Origin of the sequence: Dactylosporangium sp. NPDC049525, assembly GCF_040676755.1 — a bacterium.
Lineage (GTDB): Bacteria > Actinomycetota > Actinomycetes > Mycobacteriales > Micromonosporaceae > Dactylosporangium.
Map to the genome: position 1 here is coordinate 21,683 of NZ_JBFAPO010000017.1, position 17,930 is coordinate 39,612.

The following is a 17,930-nucleotide window of genomic DNA, read 5'->3' on the forward strand; positions in this document are numbered from 1 at the left end:
ACCTCCTCGGTGAGCCTTAGTGGACGGTGAGGATCGGCCGGACGTCGGCGTCGGCCCGCAGCCGCTCCAGCCATTGCACGACGTGCGCGGCGACGGTGCGGTGCGTGGCGTCGTTGAGCACGTCGTGCCGGCCGTCGCGGACGGTGCCGAGCTCCGCCTTCGGCAGCCGGTCGGCGAGCTCCCGCGCGGCGGCGACGGGGCTGACGGTGTCGGCCTCGCCGTGCAGGACGAGGACCGGCACCTCGACCGGCGCCGGGGCGAGAAGGTTCGCCGCGACCGGCAGGGCGAGCGCGCCGCGCTGGAAGCCGGTGTCGCCGGTGAGCCTGGCCTGGTGGGTGGGGCACGCGGTGCGGGCCTCCAGCTCACCTTCCCAGTCGACGGTGACCCCGTCCGCCGAGGGCGCCCCGGCGGCGATGACCCCGGCGAACACCCCGGGATGCGCGGCGGCGAGCGCCAGAGCGTGCAGGGCGCCGGTGTCGGACCCGGCGACGACGACCGGGCCGGACGCGTCGGCAGCCAGCTCGACAGCCGTCGAAGGAGTTGCCGAGCGCACCGCGTACCCGTCGGCGGCGATGCGGCGGCCGAAGCGGTCGTAGACGCCGGCGTGCTCGCCGCGGCCCGGCAGGATCAGCACCGTGCCGCGGACCGCGATGGCGGCCGGCGGGTCCCAGCGGGCACCGGCCACGACCGGCGCGCCGATCGTCGCGGTCACCGGGCACCCGCCGCGACCGGCTCGGCCTGGGCGACAGCAACGACGGGAGCGGCAGCGGCCCGGTGCGCGAGCTCCTGACGGATCAGCGGCAGCAGGTGCCGGCCGTAGTCGATCGCGTCGTCGAGGGGGTCGTAGCCGCGGATCAGGATCGTGGTGACGCCGATGTCGACGTAGTCGAGCAGCGCCTGCGCGACCGTCTCCGGCGTGCCGACGAGCGCGGTCGAGTTGCCGCCGGCGCCGGTCGCCTTCGCCGGGGCCGTCCACAGTGCACGGTCGTGCAGGTCACCCTTCGCGGCCGCGGCGAGCAGCCGCTGCGAGCCCACGTTCTCCGGTGCGCCGTTGGTACGCCACGCCCGCTGCGGCCACTTCGCCGCGCCGCTGGTGATCGTGTCGAGGATCGCGTGCGCCCGCTCCCAGGCGAGGTCCTCCGTCGGGGCGAGGATCGGCCGGAACGACACGCTGATGCCGGGCACGTCGGTGCGGCCGGCGGCGGCCGCGGCGGCCCGCACGGACGCGATCTGCTCGGCGGTCTCCTTCAGCGGCTCACCCCACAACGCGAACGTGTCGGCGTGCTTGCCGCCGACGCGGTACGCCGCCTCCGACGAACCGCCGAAGAACAGCGGGATGCGGTGCGCCGGCTGGACGTGCGCGGCGAAGTCGGCGAAGCGGTAGTAGCGGCCGTCGTAGTCGAACGGCTCCGGCGACGTCCACGCCCGGCGCAGGATCTCCAGGTATTCGTCGGTACGCGCGTAGCGCTCGTCCTTGTCGAGGTAGTCGCCGTCGCGCTGCTGCTCGGCGTTGTTGCCGCCGGTGATGGTGTGCACGGCGACCCGGCCGCCGCTGAACTGGTCCAGGGTCGCGAACTGCCGCGCGGCGAGGGTCGGCGCGACGAAGCCGGGGCGGTGCGCGATGAGCAGGCCGAGCCGCTCGGTGTGGGCGGCGACGTGCGCGGCGACCTGGCCGCCCTCGGGCCAGCCGGAGCCGTAGCCGATGAGGATCCGGTCGAAGCCGGCGTCCTCGTGGGCGCGGGCGAACCGGCGCGTGTACGCCGGGTCGATCACCGGCCCGGACGGCGCGTGGATCTCCGAGGCGTGCTGGGTGCCGATCATGCCGACGAACTCGACCGTCATGGCGTCTGCTCCTTCGTGTGCTGGGAAAGCGAGTGGTTCGACAGCGCGGCCTGGCCGGCCGCGGCGAGAATGGTGTCGTCCTGTGGGGTGTGGATGCGGGCGCAGAGCACGTCGCGCAGGTGGCGCTCCAGGGGGTTGCGGCGGTTGAGGGCGTTGTTGCCGATGAGCGCGACGGCCTGTTCGACGGCGCCGATCGCGGCGCGGGTGGCGACGAGCTTGCCGATGCCTGACTGGACGGTGAGCCCGGCGTCGTAGTCGGCGGCGAGGGCGCGCACCAGCACCGTGGCCGACACCAGCGACGCCTCGATCTCCCCCACCGCACTCTGGAAGCGGGGCAGCGTCGCGAGGGGTTTACCGAGCGCGGCCGGGGTTCGCTCGTGCAGGAACCCGATCAGCCAGTCCTGGGCGGCCCTCGCCACGCCGAGGTACAGGGCGGCGAGCCCGAGCGCGTTCCACGCCATGAGGTCCGCGCCGCGGCCGTCCGGGGTGTGCACGAACGCGTCGAGCGGCACGCGCACCGCGTCGAGGTGGACGTCGTCGCTGCGGCTGGCGCGCAGCCCGAGGTGGTCCCAGGTCGGTTCGACCCGCACACCGGGGCTGCCGCCGCGGACCAGGAACGACCCGACCCGCGCCGGGTCCTCGTCCGTGCGGCCCCAGACGGCCATCCACGACAGCGCGACCGCACCCGTCGAGAAGATCTTGTGGCCGCTGACCAGCCACGCGTCGCCGTCGCGGCGGCCGATCGTCGCCGGCAGGCCACCGCGCGCGGGAGTGCCGAGCTCCGGCTCGACCCGCAGCGCGTTGACCAGCGCCGGCCACTGCCGGGACTCGGCGAGCAGCTCCTCGTACAGCGCCGCCGGCCAGGACGGATGGCGCGCCTGCGCGGCATGGGTGAACAGCGTCATCGCCGAGACGAGGGCCACCGCCGGATCGCCGGCCCCGAGTGCGCTCAGGATGTCGACGGTACGAGCAAGCCCCGCGCCCTCGCCGCCGTAGCGGGATGCGACGGTGGCGGTCAGCAGCCCGTGTTTGTGCACGACGGCGATCCCGTCGTAGGGGAACGACGCGTCCCGGTCGTGCTCCGCCGCACGCGCGGCGAGTTCCTGCGTCACCACGTCCAGGCTCATGTCGCCACCTTCCGCTGCGCTCCAGGCGTCAGCACGAGCTCAACCTGCAATCCTGATGAACGGCCCGAGCCGCTTCGCTGGCCGCTCATGCGGAAATCCTTTCCAGCGGCGGTGGGTGGTGGACCGTGACCGGCGGTGGCGGCCCGGTCAGGGCGGCGACCTCGACGAGGGCGTGCTGGCCGGTGCAGCCCTGCGACAGCCGGGAGCTGGGCACGTCGCCGGTGAGCACGTTGGGGTTGCCGTGCACGCACAGCAGCCGCCCGCCGGGCTCCTCGACGGGGTCGAACCAGGCGCCGGTCGGCAGCCGCACCACGCCGCGGCGCAGGCCGTCGTCGAGGACCGCGCCGGCGAGGCAGGCACCCCGGTCGTTGAAGACCCGCACGACGTCGCCGTCGGTGATGCCGCGGTCGTCGGCGTCCAGCGGGTGCAGGTGCAGCGCCTCCCGGCCCGCGCGCTTGCCGGCGAGGCTGGTGGCGCCGACGTCGAGCTGGCTGTGCAGCCGGGTGGCGGGCTGGTTGGCGATGAGCAGCAGCGGGAACCGGGCCGCCGCCGCGCCGCCGAGCCACTCGTCGGGTTCCAGCCACGCGGGGTGCCCGGGGCAGTCGGGGTAGCCGAACCCGGCGACGGTCTCGGAGTACAGCTCGATCCGGCCGCTCGGGGTCCGCAGCCGCGTCCGCCCGGCCCGGAAGTCCTCGAAGAGCGTGAAGTGGGTCGGCCCGGCCGGGAGTTCGTATTCGCCGGCGGCCCAGAACGCGTCGAAGTCCGGCACGTCGTGGCCTTCGGCCCGCAGGTCGTCGCGCCAGCCGTCGTACAGGTGCCGCAGCCACTGCCGCGGGGTGCGGCCCTCGGTGAACGCGGCGCCGAAGCCGAGCCGGTCGGCGAGGGCGGCGAGGATCGCGTGGTCGTCGCGGGCCTGCCCGACCGGTTCGACGGCGCGGTGCATCGCGATGAGGTGGGTGTCGCGGCGGCCGCCGCCGAGGTCGTCGCGTTCGAGGCCGGTGGTGACCGGCAGGACGATGTCGGCGTGCCGGGCGGTCGACGTCCAGTGCGGTTCGTGCACCACGACCGTGTCGGGCCGGCCGAACGCCTCCCGCAGCCGGGTGAGGTCCTGGTGGTGGTGGAAGGGGTTTCCACCGGCCCAGTACACGAGTCGTACCTGCGGATAGGTGCGCCGTTCGCCGTTGTAGTCGTAGGTGTCGCCGGGCCGCAACAACATGTCGGCGATGCGGGCCACGGGGATGAACCCGCGGACCGGGTTGGCGCCCTGCGGCAGCCACGGCAGGCGCCGGTTGGGGCCGTGGTCACCGACGTCGCCCATGGAGCCGTAGCCGTGGCCGAAGCCGCCGCCGGGCAGCCCGATCTGGCCGAGCAGCGCGGCCAGGGCGATCCCGGCCCAGACGGGCTGCTCGCCGTGCTGGGCGCGCTGCAGCGACCAGGTGACGGTGACCAGGGTCCGGGCCGCCGCCATCCGCCGGGCCAGCGCCTGGATGTCTGCGGCGTCGATGCCGCAGATCCCGGCCGCCCAGGCGGCGTCCTTCACCACGCCGTCCGCCTCGCCGAGCAGGTAGCGCGCGAGGGTGTCGAAGCCGGTGGTGTACCGGTCGAGGAACGCCCGGTCGTGCCGGCCTTCGGCGACGAGGGTGTGTGCGAGGCCGAGCATCAGCGCGGTGTCGGTGCCCGGCACGACCGGCAGCCAGGTGGCGGCGACGTCGGCCGGCAGGTCGGCGCGCAGCGGGCTGATGAGGACCACCGGCACCCGCCGCTCGGCGAGGCGGCGCAGGTGCCCGGGCGTGGTGTGGCGGGTGACGCCGCCGGGGGTGACGTACACGTTCTTCGCCGGGACGCCGCCGAACGCGACGAGCAGCTCGGTGTGCTCGGTGAGCGTCGGCCACGAGGAGGCGTTGCGCAGCACCTCCTCGGCGTCGCCGACGACGTGCGGCAGCAGGACGAGCGACGTGCCGAGGCTGTAGGAGTTGCGGGAGCCCGTGTAGCCGCCGAACCCGTTGAGGAAGCGGTGCAGCTGGCTCTGCGCGTGGTGGAACCGCCCGGCGCTGGCCCAGCCGTACGAGCCGCCGAAGACCGCCTCGTTGCCGTGTTCGCGGCGGACCCGGTCGAGCTCGGCCGCCAGGAGGTCCAGGGCGGTGTCCCAGTCGACCTCGACGTAGCCGTCGCGGCCGCGCCGGTCGGTGGGGCCGGGCCCGTGGTCGAGCCAGCCGCGCCGGATCGCGGGCCGGGCCACGCGGGTGCGGTGCCGCAGCCCGCCGGCGACGTTGCCCAGCAGCGGCGACGGCGCCGGGTCGGCCGGGTGCGCCTCGACGGTGAGCGCGCCGCCGGCGTCGGCCCGGACCCGGAACGCGCCCCAGTGGGAGGTGGTCGGGGTGCTCATCGCGCGCCGACGGTCAGCTGGGAGCGCCACTCGCCGGCGTGGTGGCACGCCACGGCCCACCCGTCGTCCACTGTGGACGCCGGTGCGGCGGCGCACGCCTGGGTCGCGAACGGGCACCGCGACGCGTAGGAGCAGGCGTCGGCGCCGAACGCGGCGACCGGGGTGTGCTCCGGCGACGGGCGCAGCGCCCGCGCGGGGATCGGGTGTTCGCGGCGGACGCTGGGCGCGGACGCGGTGAGCAGCGCCGTGTACGGGTGCCGCGGCCTGCTGAGCACCCGGTCGATCGGGCCGTGTTCGACCAGCCGCCCGCCGTAGAGGACGGCGACCCGGTCGGCGATCCCGGCGAGGGAGCTCAGGTCGTGGGAGATGACGACGACGGTGACCCCGGAGGAGTCCCGCAGGTCGGCGAGGAGCCGCAGGACGTGGTTGCGGTTGGAGGCGTCGAGAGCGCTGACGGGTTCGTCGCACAGCAGCAGCCGCGGTTCGAGGGCGACGGCGCGGGCGAGCAGCACCCGCTGCCGCTGACCGCCGGAGATCTGCCCCGGCAGCCGGTCCGCCAGGGACGGATCGAGCCCGACCTGGGTGAGCGCCGCGGTGACCCGGGCCTCGATCGCGGCCCGGTCGAGGACACCGGCGACGGTGAGCCCTTCGGCGACGATCCGGGCGACGGTGTGCTGCGGATCCAGCGCCCGCAGCGGGTCCTGGAACACGTACTGGACCTGGCCGGTGCGCCGCCACGCCCGGCGGGCCTTGCCGCGCAGCGCGGTGACGTCGGTGCCGTCGAACGTGATCCGGCCGGAGCGCACCGGCGACAGCCCGACGACGGCGCGGGCGAGGGTGGTCTTGCCGGAGCCGGTCTCGCCGATGATCCCGAGAATCTCCCCCGCCTGCACCTGCAGCGACAGGTCGGCCAGGACCCGGTGCCGGTCGAACGTGACGTCGAGCCGATCGACGGAAAGCAGCCTGCTCATGCGCCCACCAGTTCCAGGGTCGCGGCCCGGTGGCACCGGACCTGACGGTCGCCCGCACCGTCCAGCGTGGACAGTACGACCGGGGTGGCGCAGGTGTCGGTGGCGTGCGCGCAGCGGGCCGCGAACCGGCACCCGGCGGGCATCGCGCCCGGCTCCGGCGGCCGCCCCGGGATGACCTCCAGGTCGCGGCGCCGCCAGTCCCCCAGCGACGCGACCCGCAGGAGGGCCTCGGTGTACGGATGCCGCGGGTTGGCGATGACGTCGGCGGTCGGGCCCTGCTCGACGATCTCACCGGCGTAGAAGACCGCGACCCGGTCGCAGACCTCGGCGACGACGGCGAGGTCGTGGCTGACCAGCAGCAGCGCCAGGCCGCGCTCCTCACGCAGGTGCCGCAGCAGGTCCAGGACCTCGGCCTGCACGGCCGCGTCGAGGGCGGTGGTGGCCTCGTCGGCGACGAGGAGCTCGGGTTCACCGGCGACGGCGATGGCGATGAGGGCCCGCTGCAGCATGCCGCCGGACAGTTCGTGCGGGTACTGGTCGAACACCGCCGACGCCCGGCGCAGCCCCATCGCGGCGAGCAGGTCGACGGCGGCGGCGCGGGTCTGCGCGCGGGGCAGGCCGCGCTTGAGCCGCAGCTGCTCGGCGAGCTGCCGGCCGACGGTCAGCGACGGGTTGAGGTAGGAGGCGGGGTCCTGGAAGACGGCGGCGATCCGGTTGCCGCGCACCGCGTCCCACCCGCGCCGGTCGAGCCCGGTCAGCTCGACGTCGCCGCCCGAACCGCCCGAGCCACCCGAACCGCCGGTGGGGCCGCCGAGGTGGATGCCGCCGCCGGTGACCGCCACGCCGGGCGGGAGGACGCCGAGGACGGCGCGGCAGGTGATGGTCTTTCCGGATCCCGACTCGCCGACGAGGCCCACGGACTCGCCCCGTTCGATCGCGAACGACACGTCCCGGACGGCTTCGCGCCCGCCGTGCACAGCGCCGGCTCTGGTCGTACCGTGGCGGCCGCCGACGGACACGTGGAGGTTGTCGACGCGCAGGACCGGGCTCACGACGCGCCGCCGGGGCGGATCGCGTCGGCCAGGGCGTTGAGGGCGGCGACCGCCAGCATGATCAGGGCCGCCGGGATCACCGGCGCCCACGGTTGCTGGGCCAGGAACCCCAGTTCGCTGGCGAGGACTCCGCCCCACGTGGGTGCGGGCGGCTGGACGCCGATGCCGAGGAACGTCAGCGACGACACCGCCAGCAGCGCGCCGCCGGTGGCCTGCGCGGCGGTGACGGCGACGGTCGGCACGACCTTGCCCCACACGTGGGTGCGCAGGATCCGCCACCGTGAGGCCCCGAACAGTTCGGCCGCCTCGACGTACTGGGCGCGGGTGAGGCTGAGCCCGGCGGCGCGGGTGACGCGGAAGAACAGCGGCGCGAACAGCACCCCGATGGCGACCATCGCCTGGGTGAGGCCGTTGCCGAGGATGCCGGTGACGGCGATGGCGAAGACGATGAACGGCAGGGTCATGACCGCGTCGACGGCGCGCAGCAGGACCCATTCGACGCTCCGGCCGAGCCACAGCGACGCGAGGCCCGGCAGGACGCCGATGGCCAGGCCGACGCCGACGCTCTCCAGTGCCGCGACGACGGTGGTGCCGGTGCCCGCGAGGAGCCGGCTGAACACGTCGCGGCCGAGGTAGTCGGTGCCGAACGGGTGGCCGAGGCTGGGCCCGTGCAGCGCCAGGTCGGGGTCCTGCAGCAGCGGGTCGTGCGGGGCGACGGCCCCGCCGAAGACGGCGAGGAACGCCACGACGGCGAGGACGGCGAGCGCGAATCGCGCTGACGGCAGCTTGATGGCCGGCCGGGCGGCCGTGAGCGTAGTCATCGCCGGCCCTGCGGGGTGAGGTGCAGCACGGCCAGGTTCACCAGGGTGTTGCACACCAGTACCACGGTGACGGTGACGAGCAGGGTGCCCTGGATGAGCGGGACGTCGTGCTGCCCGGCCGCTTGCAGGGCGAGCTGGGCCACCCCGGGCAGGTTGAAGATCTTCTCGGTGACGACGGCGCCGCCGAGGATCATCGGCACGCCGATGCCCAGGACGGTCAGCGCCGGCCCGATGGCGTTGCGCAGGGCGTGGCCGAACAGGACCCGCCGGGTGCCGAGGCCGCGCACGACGGCGCCGGTGACGTAGTTCTCGCCGAGCTGCCCGACCAGCGACGTGCGCAGCTGCCGGGCGATGGACGCGGCGATGTCGAGGCTGAGCGCGAGGGCGGGCAGGATCGCGAAGCGCAGCCACGGCCCGAGGCCCTGTTCCAGGGGCACGTAACCGCCGGCCGGCAGCGCCTTCAGCAGCACCGAGAAGACGACGATGAGGCCGATGCCGAGCACGAACGGCGGCAGTGTGCCGAGGGCGGACGCGACGGCGGTGACGGCCCGGTCCAGGCGGCTGCCCTGCCGCAGCGCGGCGGCGATGCCGGCGGCGCCGCCGATGAGCACCGCCAGGATGACCGCGAGGCCGGCGAGGGCGAGGTCGACGGGCAGCGCCGCGAAGATGCTGTCGGCGACGGGGATGGTGGTGAAGTACGACCGGCCGAGGTCGCCCTGCAGTGCCGAGAACAGCCAGTCGACGTACTGCACCGGCAGCGGCCGGTCGAGGCCGAACTCGTGGTTCATCCGGGCGATGTCGTCCGGGGTGGCGGTCTCGCCGAGGACCGCGGCGGCCGGGTTGCTCGGCGACAGCGCGCCGAGGCCGAATGTCAGCAGCGACGAGAACAGAAACACCACGACGGGCGTTGCCACGGTACCGATCCAGCGCCGCGACTTGTGTTTCGGCGGTTCCGCGGCCGGTGGTAGCAACACCGGCGACGGCGGCCGGGACAGCAGCGTGGTCATGACACGGTCACCCCTTCGAAGCGCTGGACGACGGTGAACTCGGGGATCGCCGACACGGATGCGCGGCGGGCGAGGATTCGCGGCACGCTGTAGAGGAAGACGTTGGGCATGGACTTGACCGCGACCGTGGTCGCCGCCTGCAGGACGCTGGGGTAGGTCGGGTCATCGAGGGGGGTCTTGCTGACCTTGGCGAGGGCCTCGGCGAGCTCCGGCGGGGTCTGCCGGCCGGGGTTCATCAGGCCCTCCTTGCCGAACAGCACCTGGAACGCCTGGACGGCGGAGTCCCGGCCGGCGAACTGGTCGACGAACAGGGCCTTGCTGTGCTGGACGTACACCAGCTGCGTGGCCTGCGCCTGCGGGATGACCTCGATGGTGGCCTTGAACCCGGCGGCGTTGAGCTGCGACTGCAGCTGCTCCGGCACGCCTTCGGCCTTGGCGGTGGTGATGACGACGTCGACCGGTGACGTGCCGTAGCTGGACTGGGCGAGCAGCTGCTTCGCCTTGTCGGGGTTGTACTGGTAGATGCCTTCGAGGCTGTTGCTGTAACCGGCGTACCCCTTCGGGAACGGCTGGTAGGCGACCTCGCCGTGGCCGAACTGCGCGGTCTTGAGCAGCGCGGCCCGGTCGACGGCATAGCGCAGCGCCTCGGTGACCTTCGGGTCGTCGAACGGCTTCTTGGTGATGTTGACGTCCAGGGTCGCGACGACCAGCGACGGGATGACCTGCACCTGCAGGCCGGCGGCCTTGGCGGCCTCGACCTGGCTGCCGGGGATCTGCGCCACGTCGTACTGCCCGGACTGCAGCGCGGCGACGACCGTGGCGGACTCGGGCAACGGGTACGCCTCGAACCCGCCGAGCTTGATGTTCGCGGCGTCCCAGTAGTCGGGGTTGCGGGTGAGGGCGGCCTTGGCGTTCTGCACGTATGAGGTGAGCGTGAACGGCCCGGCGCCGACGGGCTTCGTGGCCAGGGCGGCGGCGTCGGCCTCGAACGCCGCCGGGCTGACGATCATGCCGGTCTTGCCCGCGAGGAGGTTCGGGATCTGGTAGTCGGGCTGGGCCAGGCCGAGCACCACGGTCGCGGCGTCGGGCGCGGTGACCGACTTGACGTTGGCGAGCTGTGCGGCGACGAGCGACTTGGGGAAGTCGCGGCCGCGCTCCAGGCTCTTCTTGACGGCGGTGGCGTCCAGGGCGGTGCCGTCGCTGAACTTCAGGCCGGGCCGCAGCGTGAACGTCAGCGTGGTGCCGGCGGTGTCGTACTTCCAGCCGGTGGCCAGGGCCGGGACGGCGTTGCCCTTCTCGTCGAGCTTGGTGAGACCGGCGTAGACCAGCGACAGCAGGTGCACGTCCCAGCCGGCGGACGAGGTGACCGGGTCCCAGCTGGTGACGCTGGACCAGCCCCACTTGAGGGTGCCGCCGGCGGTGCCGCCGGGGCCTGCGACCGTCCCGTCACCGCAGGCGGCGAGCAGGGTCGCGGTGCCGGCCACGGCACCAAGTCCGAGGAACGACCTGCGGGTCAGCGATGAGCTCATGGGGACGGAAGCCTTTCGAGGTGTACGGCAGAGGTGTGTGAGGGTGCGCGGAACCGTCCGCGGCGCGGCTCTGGGCACGCTGCGGCTGCGGGGGCTGCTTCGAGTGGTGTTGGGGACGCGCCCCGATAGATCGACGGTGACTTATCGACAGAGGGCGCTGGCCGTGCGCCGGAAGTCGACGTAGCGACGAACTACGCCGGGGTGGGTCGATGTCATGTGCCCATCATGCGGACGCCGCTTCAGTGTCGTCAATAGCCATCGGGAAGTGTCCTATTGTTCGAGACAAATCCGATGGTTTTTATAGGAGTTACCGGGCCGGATCGACGCGCTCGACCGCGTCCACGTACTGCTGCAGCGGGCGCCATCCGGGCACGATCTCCCTGCCCAGGGGCCCTTCGAAGAGCAGCGTCGGCAGCGCGTACCGCAGACCGCCGTCGATCGGTTTGGCGGCGCCGCAGTGTGGACCCGGCGCGGTGAGACCGATCACCTCGGCCGCCGGGCGGCGGGTCTCCCGCCAGTCCGCGCGGACCGCGGCCTCGATCTCCGGCGAGGCGAGGTCCCGGGCGAAGGCGTCGGGATCCAGCCCGTCGACCCCTTCGGCGGCGGCCAGGACACGCTCGACGGTGTCGGCCGGCCGCCCCGCGATGAACATCGCCTCGCGCAGCCGCCGCAGGACGGCACCCTCGGCGCCCTGCCGGGCGGCGGCCTTCGCGCCGAGCGACGCCGGCCACGAGCTCAGCGCGACCCGCTCCAGCCGGGCCGGGCAGGGCGCGCCGGTGTGCTCGGAGACCTGCTGGACGAACCGGAAGTACCACGCCGTCTCCGCGGCCGGGTCCGGCGGCGGGTCGTCGTCGTGGTCGAACAGGATGCCGTACACCCGCCGCCACCGGGACCGGCCCGCGGTCAGCTCGCGCAGCCGGCGGAACGTCGGCTCCGAACCCCACGCCCACGGGCACATCGGGTCGGTGAACTCGGCGACCTCCAGCACGGTCAGTCTCCCGCCGCGCCTTCGGCGAACAGGCTCGGCAGGTTGACCACGATCCCCTCCTGGCTGCTGCGGGCGATGACGACGACCGCCTCCTCGGTGCCCGGGTTCTCCTCGCGGTGCGGCACGAACGGCGGCACGAAGATGTAGTCGCCGGGCTCGGTCTCGATCCTGACCTCGGCGCCGCCCTCGGCGAACACGAAGACCGGATGGCCCGACACGACGTAGATGGCGGTCTCGGCCTCGCCGTGGTGGTGGTCGCCGGAGTTGGTCGCCGGGGCGACGTGGGTCTGGCCCATCCAGACCTTCTCCGAGCCGACGGTCTTGCCCGAGACGGCCTCCAGGCGGGTCATCCCGGTGGTCTGCCGGGTGTCGCCGCTGAGCTCCTTGCCCTTGATGTGCCGCAGCGGCGCATGCCAGTGATCGGTCATGGGGAATCTCCTAGACGGTTCTGCTGCCGACGAGGCCCAGCAGCGACGCCGCGGGCTCCGCCGGTGACTCGGTGAGCAGGTCGGCGATGGTGACGCCGGTGAGGATCTCCTCGGTGCGGGCCTGGATCGCGCGCCAGACCGCGGTGACGCCCGGCGCCCGGGTCGCGTCGGCGGGGCCTTCAGGACTCTCGCCGTGCACGGTCATCAGCTCGCCGTCGACCGCGCCGACGACGTCGGCGAGGGTGATCGTGGCCGCGTCCCGGCCGAGCCAGTAGCCGCCCTCGCAGCCGCGCTGGCTGCGGACCAGGCCGGTGCGGCGCAGGTCGCGCATGACGGACTTGAGGAACCGGTAGGGGATGTGCTGGGCGGCCGCGATCCCCTCGCAGACCAGTGGACGCCCGGCGTCGGCCGCCAGCTCCACCAGTGCGCGGATCGCGTAGTCCGCCTTCGCCGATACACGCATCGCATCCTCGCTTGTCGTCAGCAAGCTAAACCCTACCAACCGACTTCGGTATGTATCCATTGCGCTGGACGTACCCTGGCGGCTTTTAAAGTCTTTTAGTCCGTTTTGTCGTTAAGGTCACCAGTGGCTGGGCACGACGCCCGGCCGGACGGGAGCGACGAAAGCATGAACCGCAGGAGTCTGCTGCTCGGCGCGGGTGCGGTCGGCCTCACGGCCGCCGTCGGCGGCGCCGCGATCGCGGTGGCCGCGCCGGAGGACACCGAGGCGGGCCGGCGCCCGCAACCGCTGCTCACCTGGGAGCTGACCGGCGGGTTCGTCCCCGCCGGCTGGAACGCGCTGCGCGCCCCGCGCCTCGCCGCATACGACGACGGCACGCTCATCGCCGACGCGAGCCGCCGCCTGAAGATCAGCCAGGGCACGCTGCGCTCGCTGCGCAACCACGCCACCGCCGTGCTGCGCGACCCCGACAACACCCGCCGCCGCCCCGGCGCGCCGGTCATCGCCGACGTGCCGTCGACGGTATTCACGGTGCGCGGCAACGGCCGGCGCTTCCGGGCCCAGTTCGAGGGACTCGAGGAGACCCGCTCGGACCGGGCGTACCCTCCGGCGTCCTACTCGCTGCTGGACCACCTGACCCAGCTGCGCGACCGTACGCTGCGGACCGGCTCGTCGTATCACCCTGACGCGGTCCGGCTCATCGCGGTCCTGCTCGACCCGACCCAGCCGCCGCAGCAGCCGGCGCTGGTCGGGCCGTGGCCCGCAGGGGTGCCGGTGCCGCACCTGCGCCGGGACGAGTTCGTCGCCCAGCTCGACCTGCGCGACCGGCAGGCCCGGGCGCTGCTGCGTGCCGTGCCGCGCCCCGACCCGGCCCGCTGGCCGGTGTTCGCGACCCCGGACGGCAAGCATTTCCAGGTCAACCACCGGTTCCTGCTGCCACACGAGTGACCGGGCTCGCCGCCCCGCCGGCCGCGGAGCCAGGCCCGCATAGACGGTGTGCGATCTACCCCCATTTTAAAGATCATCCCGCGGGTAGATCGCACACCGTCCATTTCGCAAAAGCGGCAAATCCTGGCATTGATCAACGTCTGGTCCGGGGGCGCGTGGGCATCAGCGCCGGCACCGCATGCAGCCGCAACCGCCACGCTCAGCGTGGCAGTGCGGCGCCGATGCCGTGCACGACGGTCGCGATCAGGCGGTCGAGGGTGGCGTCGATGTCCTGCGGCAGGCCGAATCCGCCCGACGTGTGCAGGACGGCGAAGCCGTGCATGGTGGCGCGGGTGATCCGGGCCGCGTGGACCATCTCGTCGTCGTCCAGGTCGTAGCCGCGCAGCACGGCGAAGCACAGCTCGACGAACCTGCCCGCCGCGGCCGCCACCGCAGGGTCAGGATCGGGGGCCTGCGGCAGCAGCGCGTAGCGGTGGGGGTGGGTCACGGCGTAGCGGTGGTAGGCACGCATGAGGCCTTCCAGCGCGGCGTCGCCGCTGAGGCCGATCACGGCCGTGGTCGCGGCGGCGTTGAACTCGTCGATGAGCCGCACGGCGAGCAGGTTGCGCAGCTCGGTGAGGCTGCCGACGTGCTTGTACAGCGACGGCGTGGCCACGCCTGTGCGGGCCGCGACCGCGGCGAGGGTCAGCGCGGCCGGGCCGTCGGCGTCGACGATGGCCAGGGCCGCGTCGACGACCGCGTCGCGGCTGAGGCCGGCCCTAGGCAATGGCGTGCTGGTCGAGGAAGGCGAACACGGCGGCGGCGGTCTCGGCGGGGAACTCCGAGTGCGGGTAGTGGCCGGCGCCGTCGATCATCGTGACGGTGCCGCCGATCCGGTCCGCGACCAGCCGGGCCTCCGCGGCGGGGTCGGGGAAGTCCGGGTCCTTGGCGCCCATCAGGACCAAGGCCGGGGTGCGGACCTCGCTCATGCGGGCCTCGCAGACGGAGACGTCGGAGGCGAACATCGCCCGCACCGCCGCCATCCGGCCGGGCTCGGCCAGGTTCGCCGACAGGGCCGCGCGCAGCTGGCCGAAGTCATCCGGCTTGCGGGTCTTGAAGAGGCTCGCCCAGTACAGCATCCACAGTGGACGGAAGCGGCCGACGGACCAGACGGCGGCGCGCATCACGGGGTTGGGTTTCGGCATGACCCGGGCGAACGGGGCGCCGAGCACGACGGCGTGGAGCAGCTCGGGCGCCTCGGCAGCGACCCAGACGGCGGTGGCGCCGGTGTAGGAGTTGGTGAACAGCACGGCGGGGCCGGCGTCGAGGTGCCGCAGCAGCGCGACGGTGTCGCGGCCGATGGCCTCGGGTGAGTAGTCGGCCCAGACGGCGTCGCTGTCGCCGTGGCCGCGCAGGTCCATGGTCACGACGCGGTAGCCGGCCTTGATGAACAGCGGCCGCACCGCCGCGTACATCTCGCGGGTCACGCCCATGCCGGGCAGGCACAGCAGCAAGGGTCCAGCATTGCCGCTGTCGTCGTACGCGATGCGGCCGCCTTCGTGGCTAAGTTCCATAGCCATAAAGCTAATGCCATTAGCCAGTCCCGTCAAGCCGGCAATCCGGACGTCAAGCGCTCACGCGATGCCGGCCGCCTTGCACGCCTCGGCGTAGGCGCCCGCGCACAGGGCGCTGGGCGTGACGAAGCCGTCCTTCACCACGGTCGAGGCGATCGTGTCCTTGGTGACGGTCACCGGGTCCAGCAGGATCGACGGGACCTGCCCCGCGCCGTTGTCGACCGTCGCGGGCGCCGCCGGCCGCTTGCCGCGCACCAGGTCGTTGGCGAGCGTCGCGGCGGTCTCCGCCTCGGTGCGGATCGCCTTGTAGACCGTCATGTACTGGTCCCCGACAAGGATCCGCTGCAGCGCCGCGGTCTCCGCGTCCTGCCCGGTCACCGGCACCTGGGGCATGCCGGCGGCCTTCATCGCGGCGATCGCGCCCCCCGCGGTGCCGTCGTTCGCGGCGTAGACCCCGACGATCGTTCGGCCCCGCAGCGTCGGCAGGATGCGGGCGGTCCACGCCTTCGCGTTGTCGGGGTTCCACTCCGCGGTGTCGGACTCGGCCGCGACGCGGACCTTGCCGTCGAGCCCCGCGTGCGCGCCCTGCTTGAACAGCGTCGCGTTGTTGTCCGTCGGCGAGCCGTTGATCCACAGGATCTCCCCCGTGGACGCCTTCGCGCCGAGGGCCTGCAGCAGCGCCGCCGCCTGCAGCGAGCCGACCTTCGCGTTGTCGAAGGAGATGTAGTAGTCCACGGCGGTCTTGAGCACCAGCCGGTCGTAGGAGATCACCGGCACGTTCGCCGCCTTGGCGAGCCCGACGATCTCACCGGCGGCGATGCTGTCGACCGGGGTGAGCACGAGGACCTTCGCGCCCTTGGCGAGGGCGTCCTTCGCCTGCTGCAGCTGGGTGTCGGCGCTCTGCTCGGCGTTGTGGTAGTCGACCTCGCACGCCGGGCACAGCTCGGACAGCTTCTGCGCGAAGTACGGCTGGTCGCCGGCCTCGTACCGGCTGGCCTTGCGCTCCGGCAGCAGCAGGGCGACCTTCGCCGACGGCCCACCGTCGTCGGTCTCCAAGGACTGGGTGCAGCCGGACAGGACGGAAACGGCCAGCAGCAGTGCAGCGAGGCGTCGCATCGAACGGATCTCCCAAAGCTCAGTACGTGAAGCGGGACACCAGGACACGCATGTCGGACGCCATGCGGGCGAGCTGGTCGACGGCCTCGCCGGTGCTCGTCACGCCCTCATTGGTCGACTTGGTGGCGTCGGCGACGCCGGCGATGTTGTTCGCGATGTCGACCGACCCGCCGGCCGCCTCGTCGACACTGTGACCCATCGTGCGGGCCGTCACCGCCTGCTCTTCGACGGCCGCGGCGATCGAGTGCTGATACTCGCTCATCTGCGCGATGACCTCGCCGATCTGCCCGATCGCGGCGACCGCGTCCTCGGTGTCGAGCTGGATCGCCTGGACCCGCTTGCCGATGTCGTCGGTGGCGCGGGCGGTCTCCCTGGCGAGGTCCTTGACCTCCTGGGCGACGACGGCGAAGCCCTTGCCGAAGTCGCCGGCCCGGGCCGCCTCGATCGTCGCGTTCAGCGCGAGCAGGTTCGTCTGCCCGGCGATCGAGGTGATCACCTTGATGACCTCGCCGATCTCGCCGGAGGACGCGCCGAGCTTGCCGATGGTCTCGTTGGTGGTCGCCGCGATCGACACCGCGGTCGCGGTGACCGTGGCGGCGTGCGCGGTGCTGCGCGAGATCTCCTCGATCGCGCCGCCCATCTCCGTGGCGCCGTTGGCGACGGCGGCGACGTGTTCGCTGACCTCGTTGGCGGCGCGGGCCACGAGTTCGGCGCGGGTGTTGGCGTCGGTGGCGCTGGTGTCGATCTGCCGGCTGATCGCGGCGAGCTCCTCCGCGGCGGCGGACAGCGTCGCGGAGTTGTCGCCGAGGCTGCGCACGGCCTCGCGGGTGCTGGCGGTGGCCGCGTTCAGCGCGCGGGCCATGTCGCCGACCTCGTCGCGCTGCGGGATGTCCGCCTCGGCGGTCAGGTCACCGGCGGCGACCGCGGTCAGCACGCTGTGCACCCGGCGGATCGGCCGCACGATGAGCCCGGTCAGGTACCGGCTGAGCAGCAGCGCCGCGGCGAGCCCGACGAGCAGCGCGACGACCATCGCGACCCGGGCCCGGCCGTAGGCGTCGGACGCGTCGTCGGCGCCGGCCCGGCCGCTGGCCTGCTCGTAGGCGAGCAGGTCGGACAGCGCGCCCATCGCGTTCGCGGTGACGGTCGCGCCGTCGCCGAGGTACGCGGCCTGGAAGCCGGGGATGTCGCCGGCGGCCACGAGCGGCAGCAGCCGGTTGTCGCGGATGTTGCGGAACGCGCCCCACCAGATGGTGAAGCGGGCCAGCAGCTGCCGTTGCTTCGTCGTCCTGACCGTCTGCCGGTACGCGTCGAGCTCCTGGTCGACCGTGGCGTCGGCGGCGGCGATGCCGTCCTGGAACGCCTTGCTGGCGACCGGCCCGTTGGACAGGGCGAGGTTGGCGACGTCGTTCTGGACCTTCATCGCCGACTGGTTCATCGCGGCCAGGTGCGACGACGGCACCAGGTTGGCCCGGTAGAGGTCGGCGGCCTTGGTGTTGACCTCGCCGAGGCTGGTCACCCCGACGCCGAGCACGACCGCGCCGACGGCGCAGCACACCAGCACCAGCAGCACCAGTTTCCGGGCGACCGGCTGGTCCGCCAGCCACTGACGTCTCGAACGCTGCGAATCTGCACGCTCCACGAAACCGCCGATCGGCGGCGAAACGTCCGACCTGAGCGATTCGCCCCGCCGCCCTCACGGAAG

General features: G+C 73.2%; 17 protein-coding genes. 1 reads left to right on the forward strand and 16 read right to left on the reverse strand.

What is annotated here, in order from left to right:
• Positions 1 to 16: 16 nt before the first annotated feature.
• The 12 genes from AB0K00_RS24160 to AB0K00_RS24215 all read right to left on the reverse strand — a co-directional run bounded on the left by AB0K00_RS24160 (position 17) and on the right by AB0K00_RS24215 (position 12,614).
• Positions 17 to 712, reverse strand: coding sequence for an alpha/beta hydrolase (locus AB0K00_RS24160; RefSeq protein WP_363523754.1), 696 nt, complete (start codon positions 710 to 712; stop codon positions 17 to 19).
• Positions 709 to 1,842 carry an LLM class flavin-dependent oxidoreductase gene (locus AB0K00_RS24165; RefSeq protein ID WP_363523755.1) on the reverse strand — a complete coding sequence of 378 codons (1,134 nt, stop codon included), beginning with the start codon at positions 1,840 to 1,842 and terminating at the stop codon, positions 709 to 711. The genes AB0K00_RS24160 and AB0K00_RS24165 overlap by 4 nt, the downstream gene beginning before the upstream one ends.
• Entirely contained in the window at positions 1,839 to 2,969 is a 1,131-nt protein-coding gene (locus tag AB0K00_RS24170) for an acyl-CoA dehydrogenase family protein (protein WP_363523756.1), read from the reverse strand. The genes AB0K00_RS24165 and AB0K00_RS24170 overlap by 4 nt, the downstream gene beginning before the upstream one ends.
• A gap of 85 nt (positions 2,970 to 3,054) precedes the next feature.
• Complete coding sequence (locus AB0K00_RS24175; RefSeq protein ID WP_363523757.1) at positions 3,055 to 5,355, reverse strand: molybdopterin-dependent oxidoreductase; 2,301 nt, start codon at positions 5,353 to 5,355, stop codon at positions 3,055 to 3,057.
• On the reverse strand, positions 5,352 to 6,326 hold the full coding sequence (locus AB0K00_RS24180) for an ABC transporter ATP-binding protein (protein ID WP_363523758.1): 975 nt from the start codon (positions 6,324 to 6,326) through the stop codon (positions 5,352 to 5,354). The genes AB0K00_RS24175 and AB0K00_RS24180 overlap by 4 nt, the downstream gene beginning before the upstream one ends.
• Positions 6,323 to 7,378 carry an ABC transporter ATP-binding protein gene (locus tag AB0K00_RS24185; protein WP_363523759.1) on the reverse strand — a complete coding sequence of 352 codons (1,056 nt, stop codon included), beginning with the start codon at positions 7,376 to 7,378 and terminating at the stop codon, positions 6,323 to 6,325. Before AB0K00_RS24185 ends, AB0K00_RS24180 begins: the two co-directional genes overlap by 4 nt.
• The gene (locus tag AB0K00_RS24190) at positions 7,375 to 8,199 is read right to left on the reverse strand and encodes an ABC transporter permease (protein WP_363523760.1); all 825 of its coding nucleotides are present in this window, start codon (positions 8,197 to 8,199) and stop codon (positions 7,375 to 7,377) included. Before AB0K00_RS24190 ends, AB0K00_RS24185 begins: the two co-directional genes overlap by 4 nt.
• A complete protein-coding gene (locus tag AB0K00_RS24195; protein WP_363523761.1) occupies positions 8,196 to 9,206 on the reverse strand; it encodes an ABC transporter permease in 1,011 nt (336 codons plus the stop codon). The genes AB0K00_RS24190 and AB0K00_RS24195 overlap by 4 nt, the downstream gene beginning before the upstream one ends.
• A complete protein-coding gene (locus AB0K00_RS24200) occupies positions 9,203 to 10,735 on the reverse strand; it encodes an ABC transporter substrate-binding protein (RefSeq protein WP_363523762.1) in 1,533 nt (510 codons plus the stop codon). Before AB0K00_RS24200 ends, AB0K00_RS24195 begins: the two co-directional genes overlap by 4 nt.
• A 307-nt stretch (positions 10,736 to 11,042) precedes the next feature.
• Positions 11,043 to 11,723, reverse strand: a complete 681-nt coding sequence (locus AB0K00_RS24205) for a DsbA family protein (protein ID WP_363523763.1) — start codon at positions 11,721 to 11,723, stop codon at positions 11,043 to 11,045.
• A gap of 2 nt (positions 11,724 to 11,725) precedes the next feature.
• Positions 11,726 to 12,151 (reverse strand): cupin domain-containing protein, encoded by a 426-nt coding sequence (locus AB0K00_RS24210; protein WP_363523764.1) that lies wholly within the window; start codon positions 12,149 to 12,151, stop codon positions 11,726 to 11,728.
• A gap of 10 nt (positions 12,152 to 12,161) precedes the next feature.
• On the reverse strand, positions 12,162 to 12,614 hold the full coding sequence (locus AB0K00_RS24215) for an Rrf2 family transcriptional regulator (protein WP_363523765.1): 453 nt from the start codon (positions 12,612 to 12,614) through the stop codon (positions 12,162 to 12,164).
• A 165-nt stretch (positions 12,615 to 12,779) separates the two neighbouring features.
• On the opposite strand from AB0K00_RS24215, the gene AB0K00_RS24220 reads away from it, so the two are divergent.
• On the forward strand, positions 12,780 to 13,559 hold the full coding sequence (locus AB0K00_RS24220; protein ID WP_363523766.1) for a hypothetical protein: 780 nt from the start codon (positions 12,780 to 12,782) through the stop codon (positions 13,557 to 13,559).
• A 199-nt stretch (positions 13,560 to 13,758) separates the two neighbouring features.
• Here the strand turns inward: AB0K00_RS24220 and AB0K00_RS24225 are convergent, their stop codons facing one another.
• From AB0K00_RS24225 to AB0K00_RS24240, 4 genes are read right to left on the reverse strand one after another with little or no spacing between them, the layout of a single operon-like run.
• Positions 13,759 to 14,325, reverse strand: a complete 567-nt coding sequence (locus AB0K00_RS24225; RefSeq protein WP_363523767.1) for a TetR-like C-terminal domain-containing protein — start codon at positions 14,323 to 14,325, stop codon at positions 13,759 to 13,761.
• Positions 14,318 to 15,112 carry an alpha/beta hydrolase gene (locus tag AB0K00_RS24230; RefSeq protein ID WP_363523768.1) on the reverse strand — a complete coding sequence of 265 codons (795 nt, stop codon included), beginning with the start codon at positions 15,110 to 15,112 and terminating at the stop codon, positions 14,318 to 14,320. The genes AB0K00_RS24225 and AB0K00_RS24230 overlap by 8 nt, the downstream gene beginning before the upstream one ends.
• A gap of 60 nt (positions 15,113 to 15,172) precedes the next feature.
• Complete coding sequence (locus tag AB0K00_RS24235; RefSeq protein WP_363523769.1) at positions 15,173 to 16,228, reverse strand: substrate-binding domain-containing protein; 1,056 nt, start codon at positions 16,226 to 16,228, stop codon at positions 15,173 to 15,175.
• Between the two features lie 19 nt (positions 16,229 to 16,247).
• The gene (locus tag AB0K00_RS24240) at positions 16,248 to 17,867 is read right to left on the reverse strand and encodes a methyl-accepting chemotaxis protein (RefSeq protein WP_363523770.1); all 1,620 of its coding nucleotides are present in this window, start codon (positions 17,865 to 17,867) and stop codon (positions 16,248 to 16,250) included.
• Positions 17,868 to 17,930 lie beyond the last annotated feature (63 nt).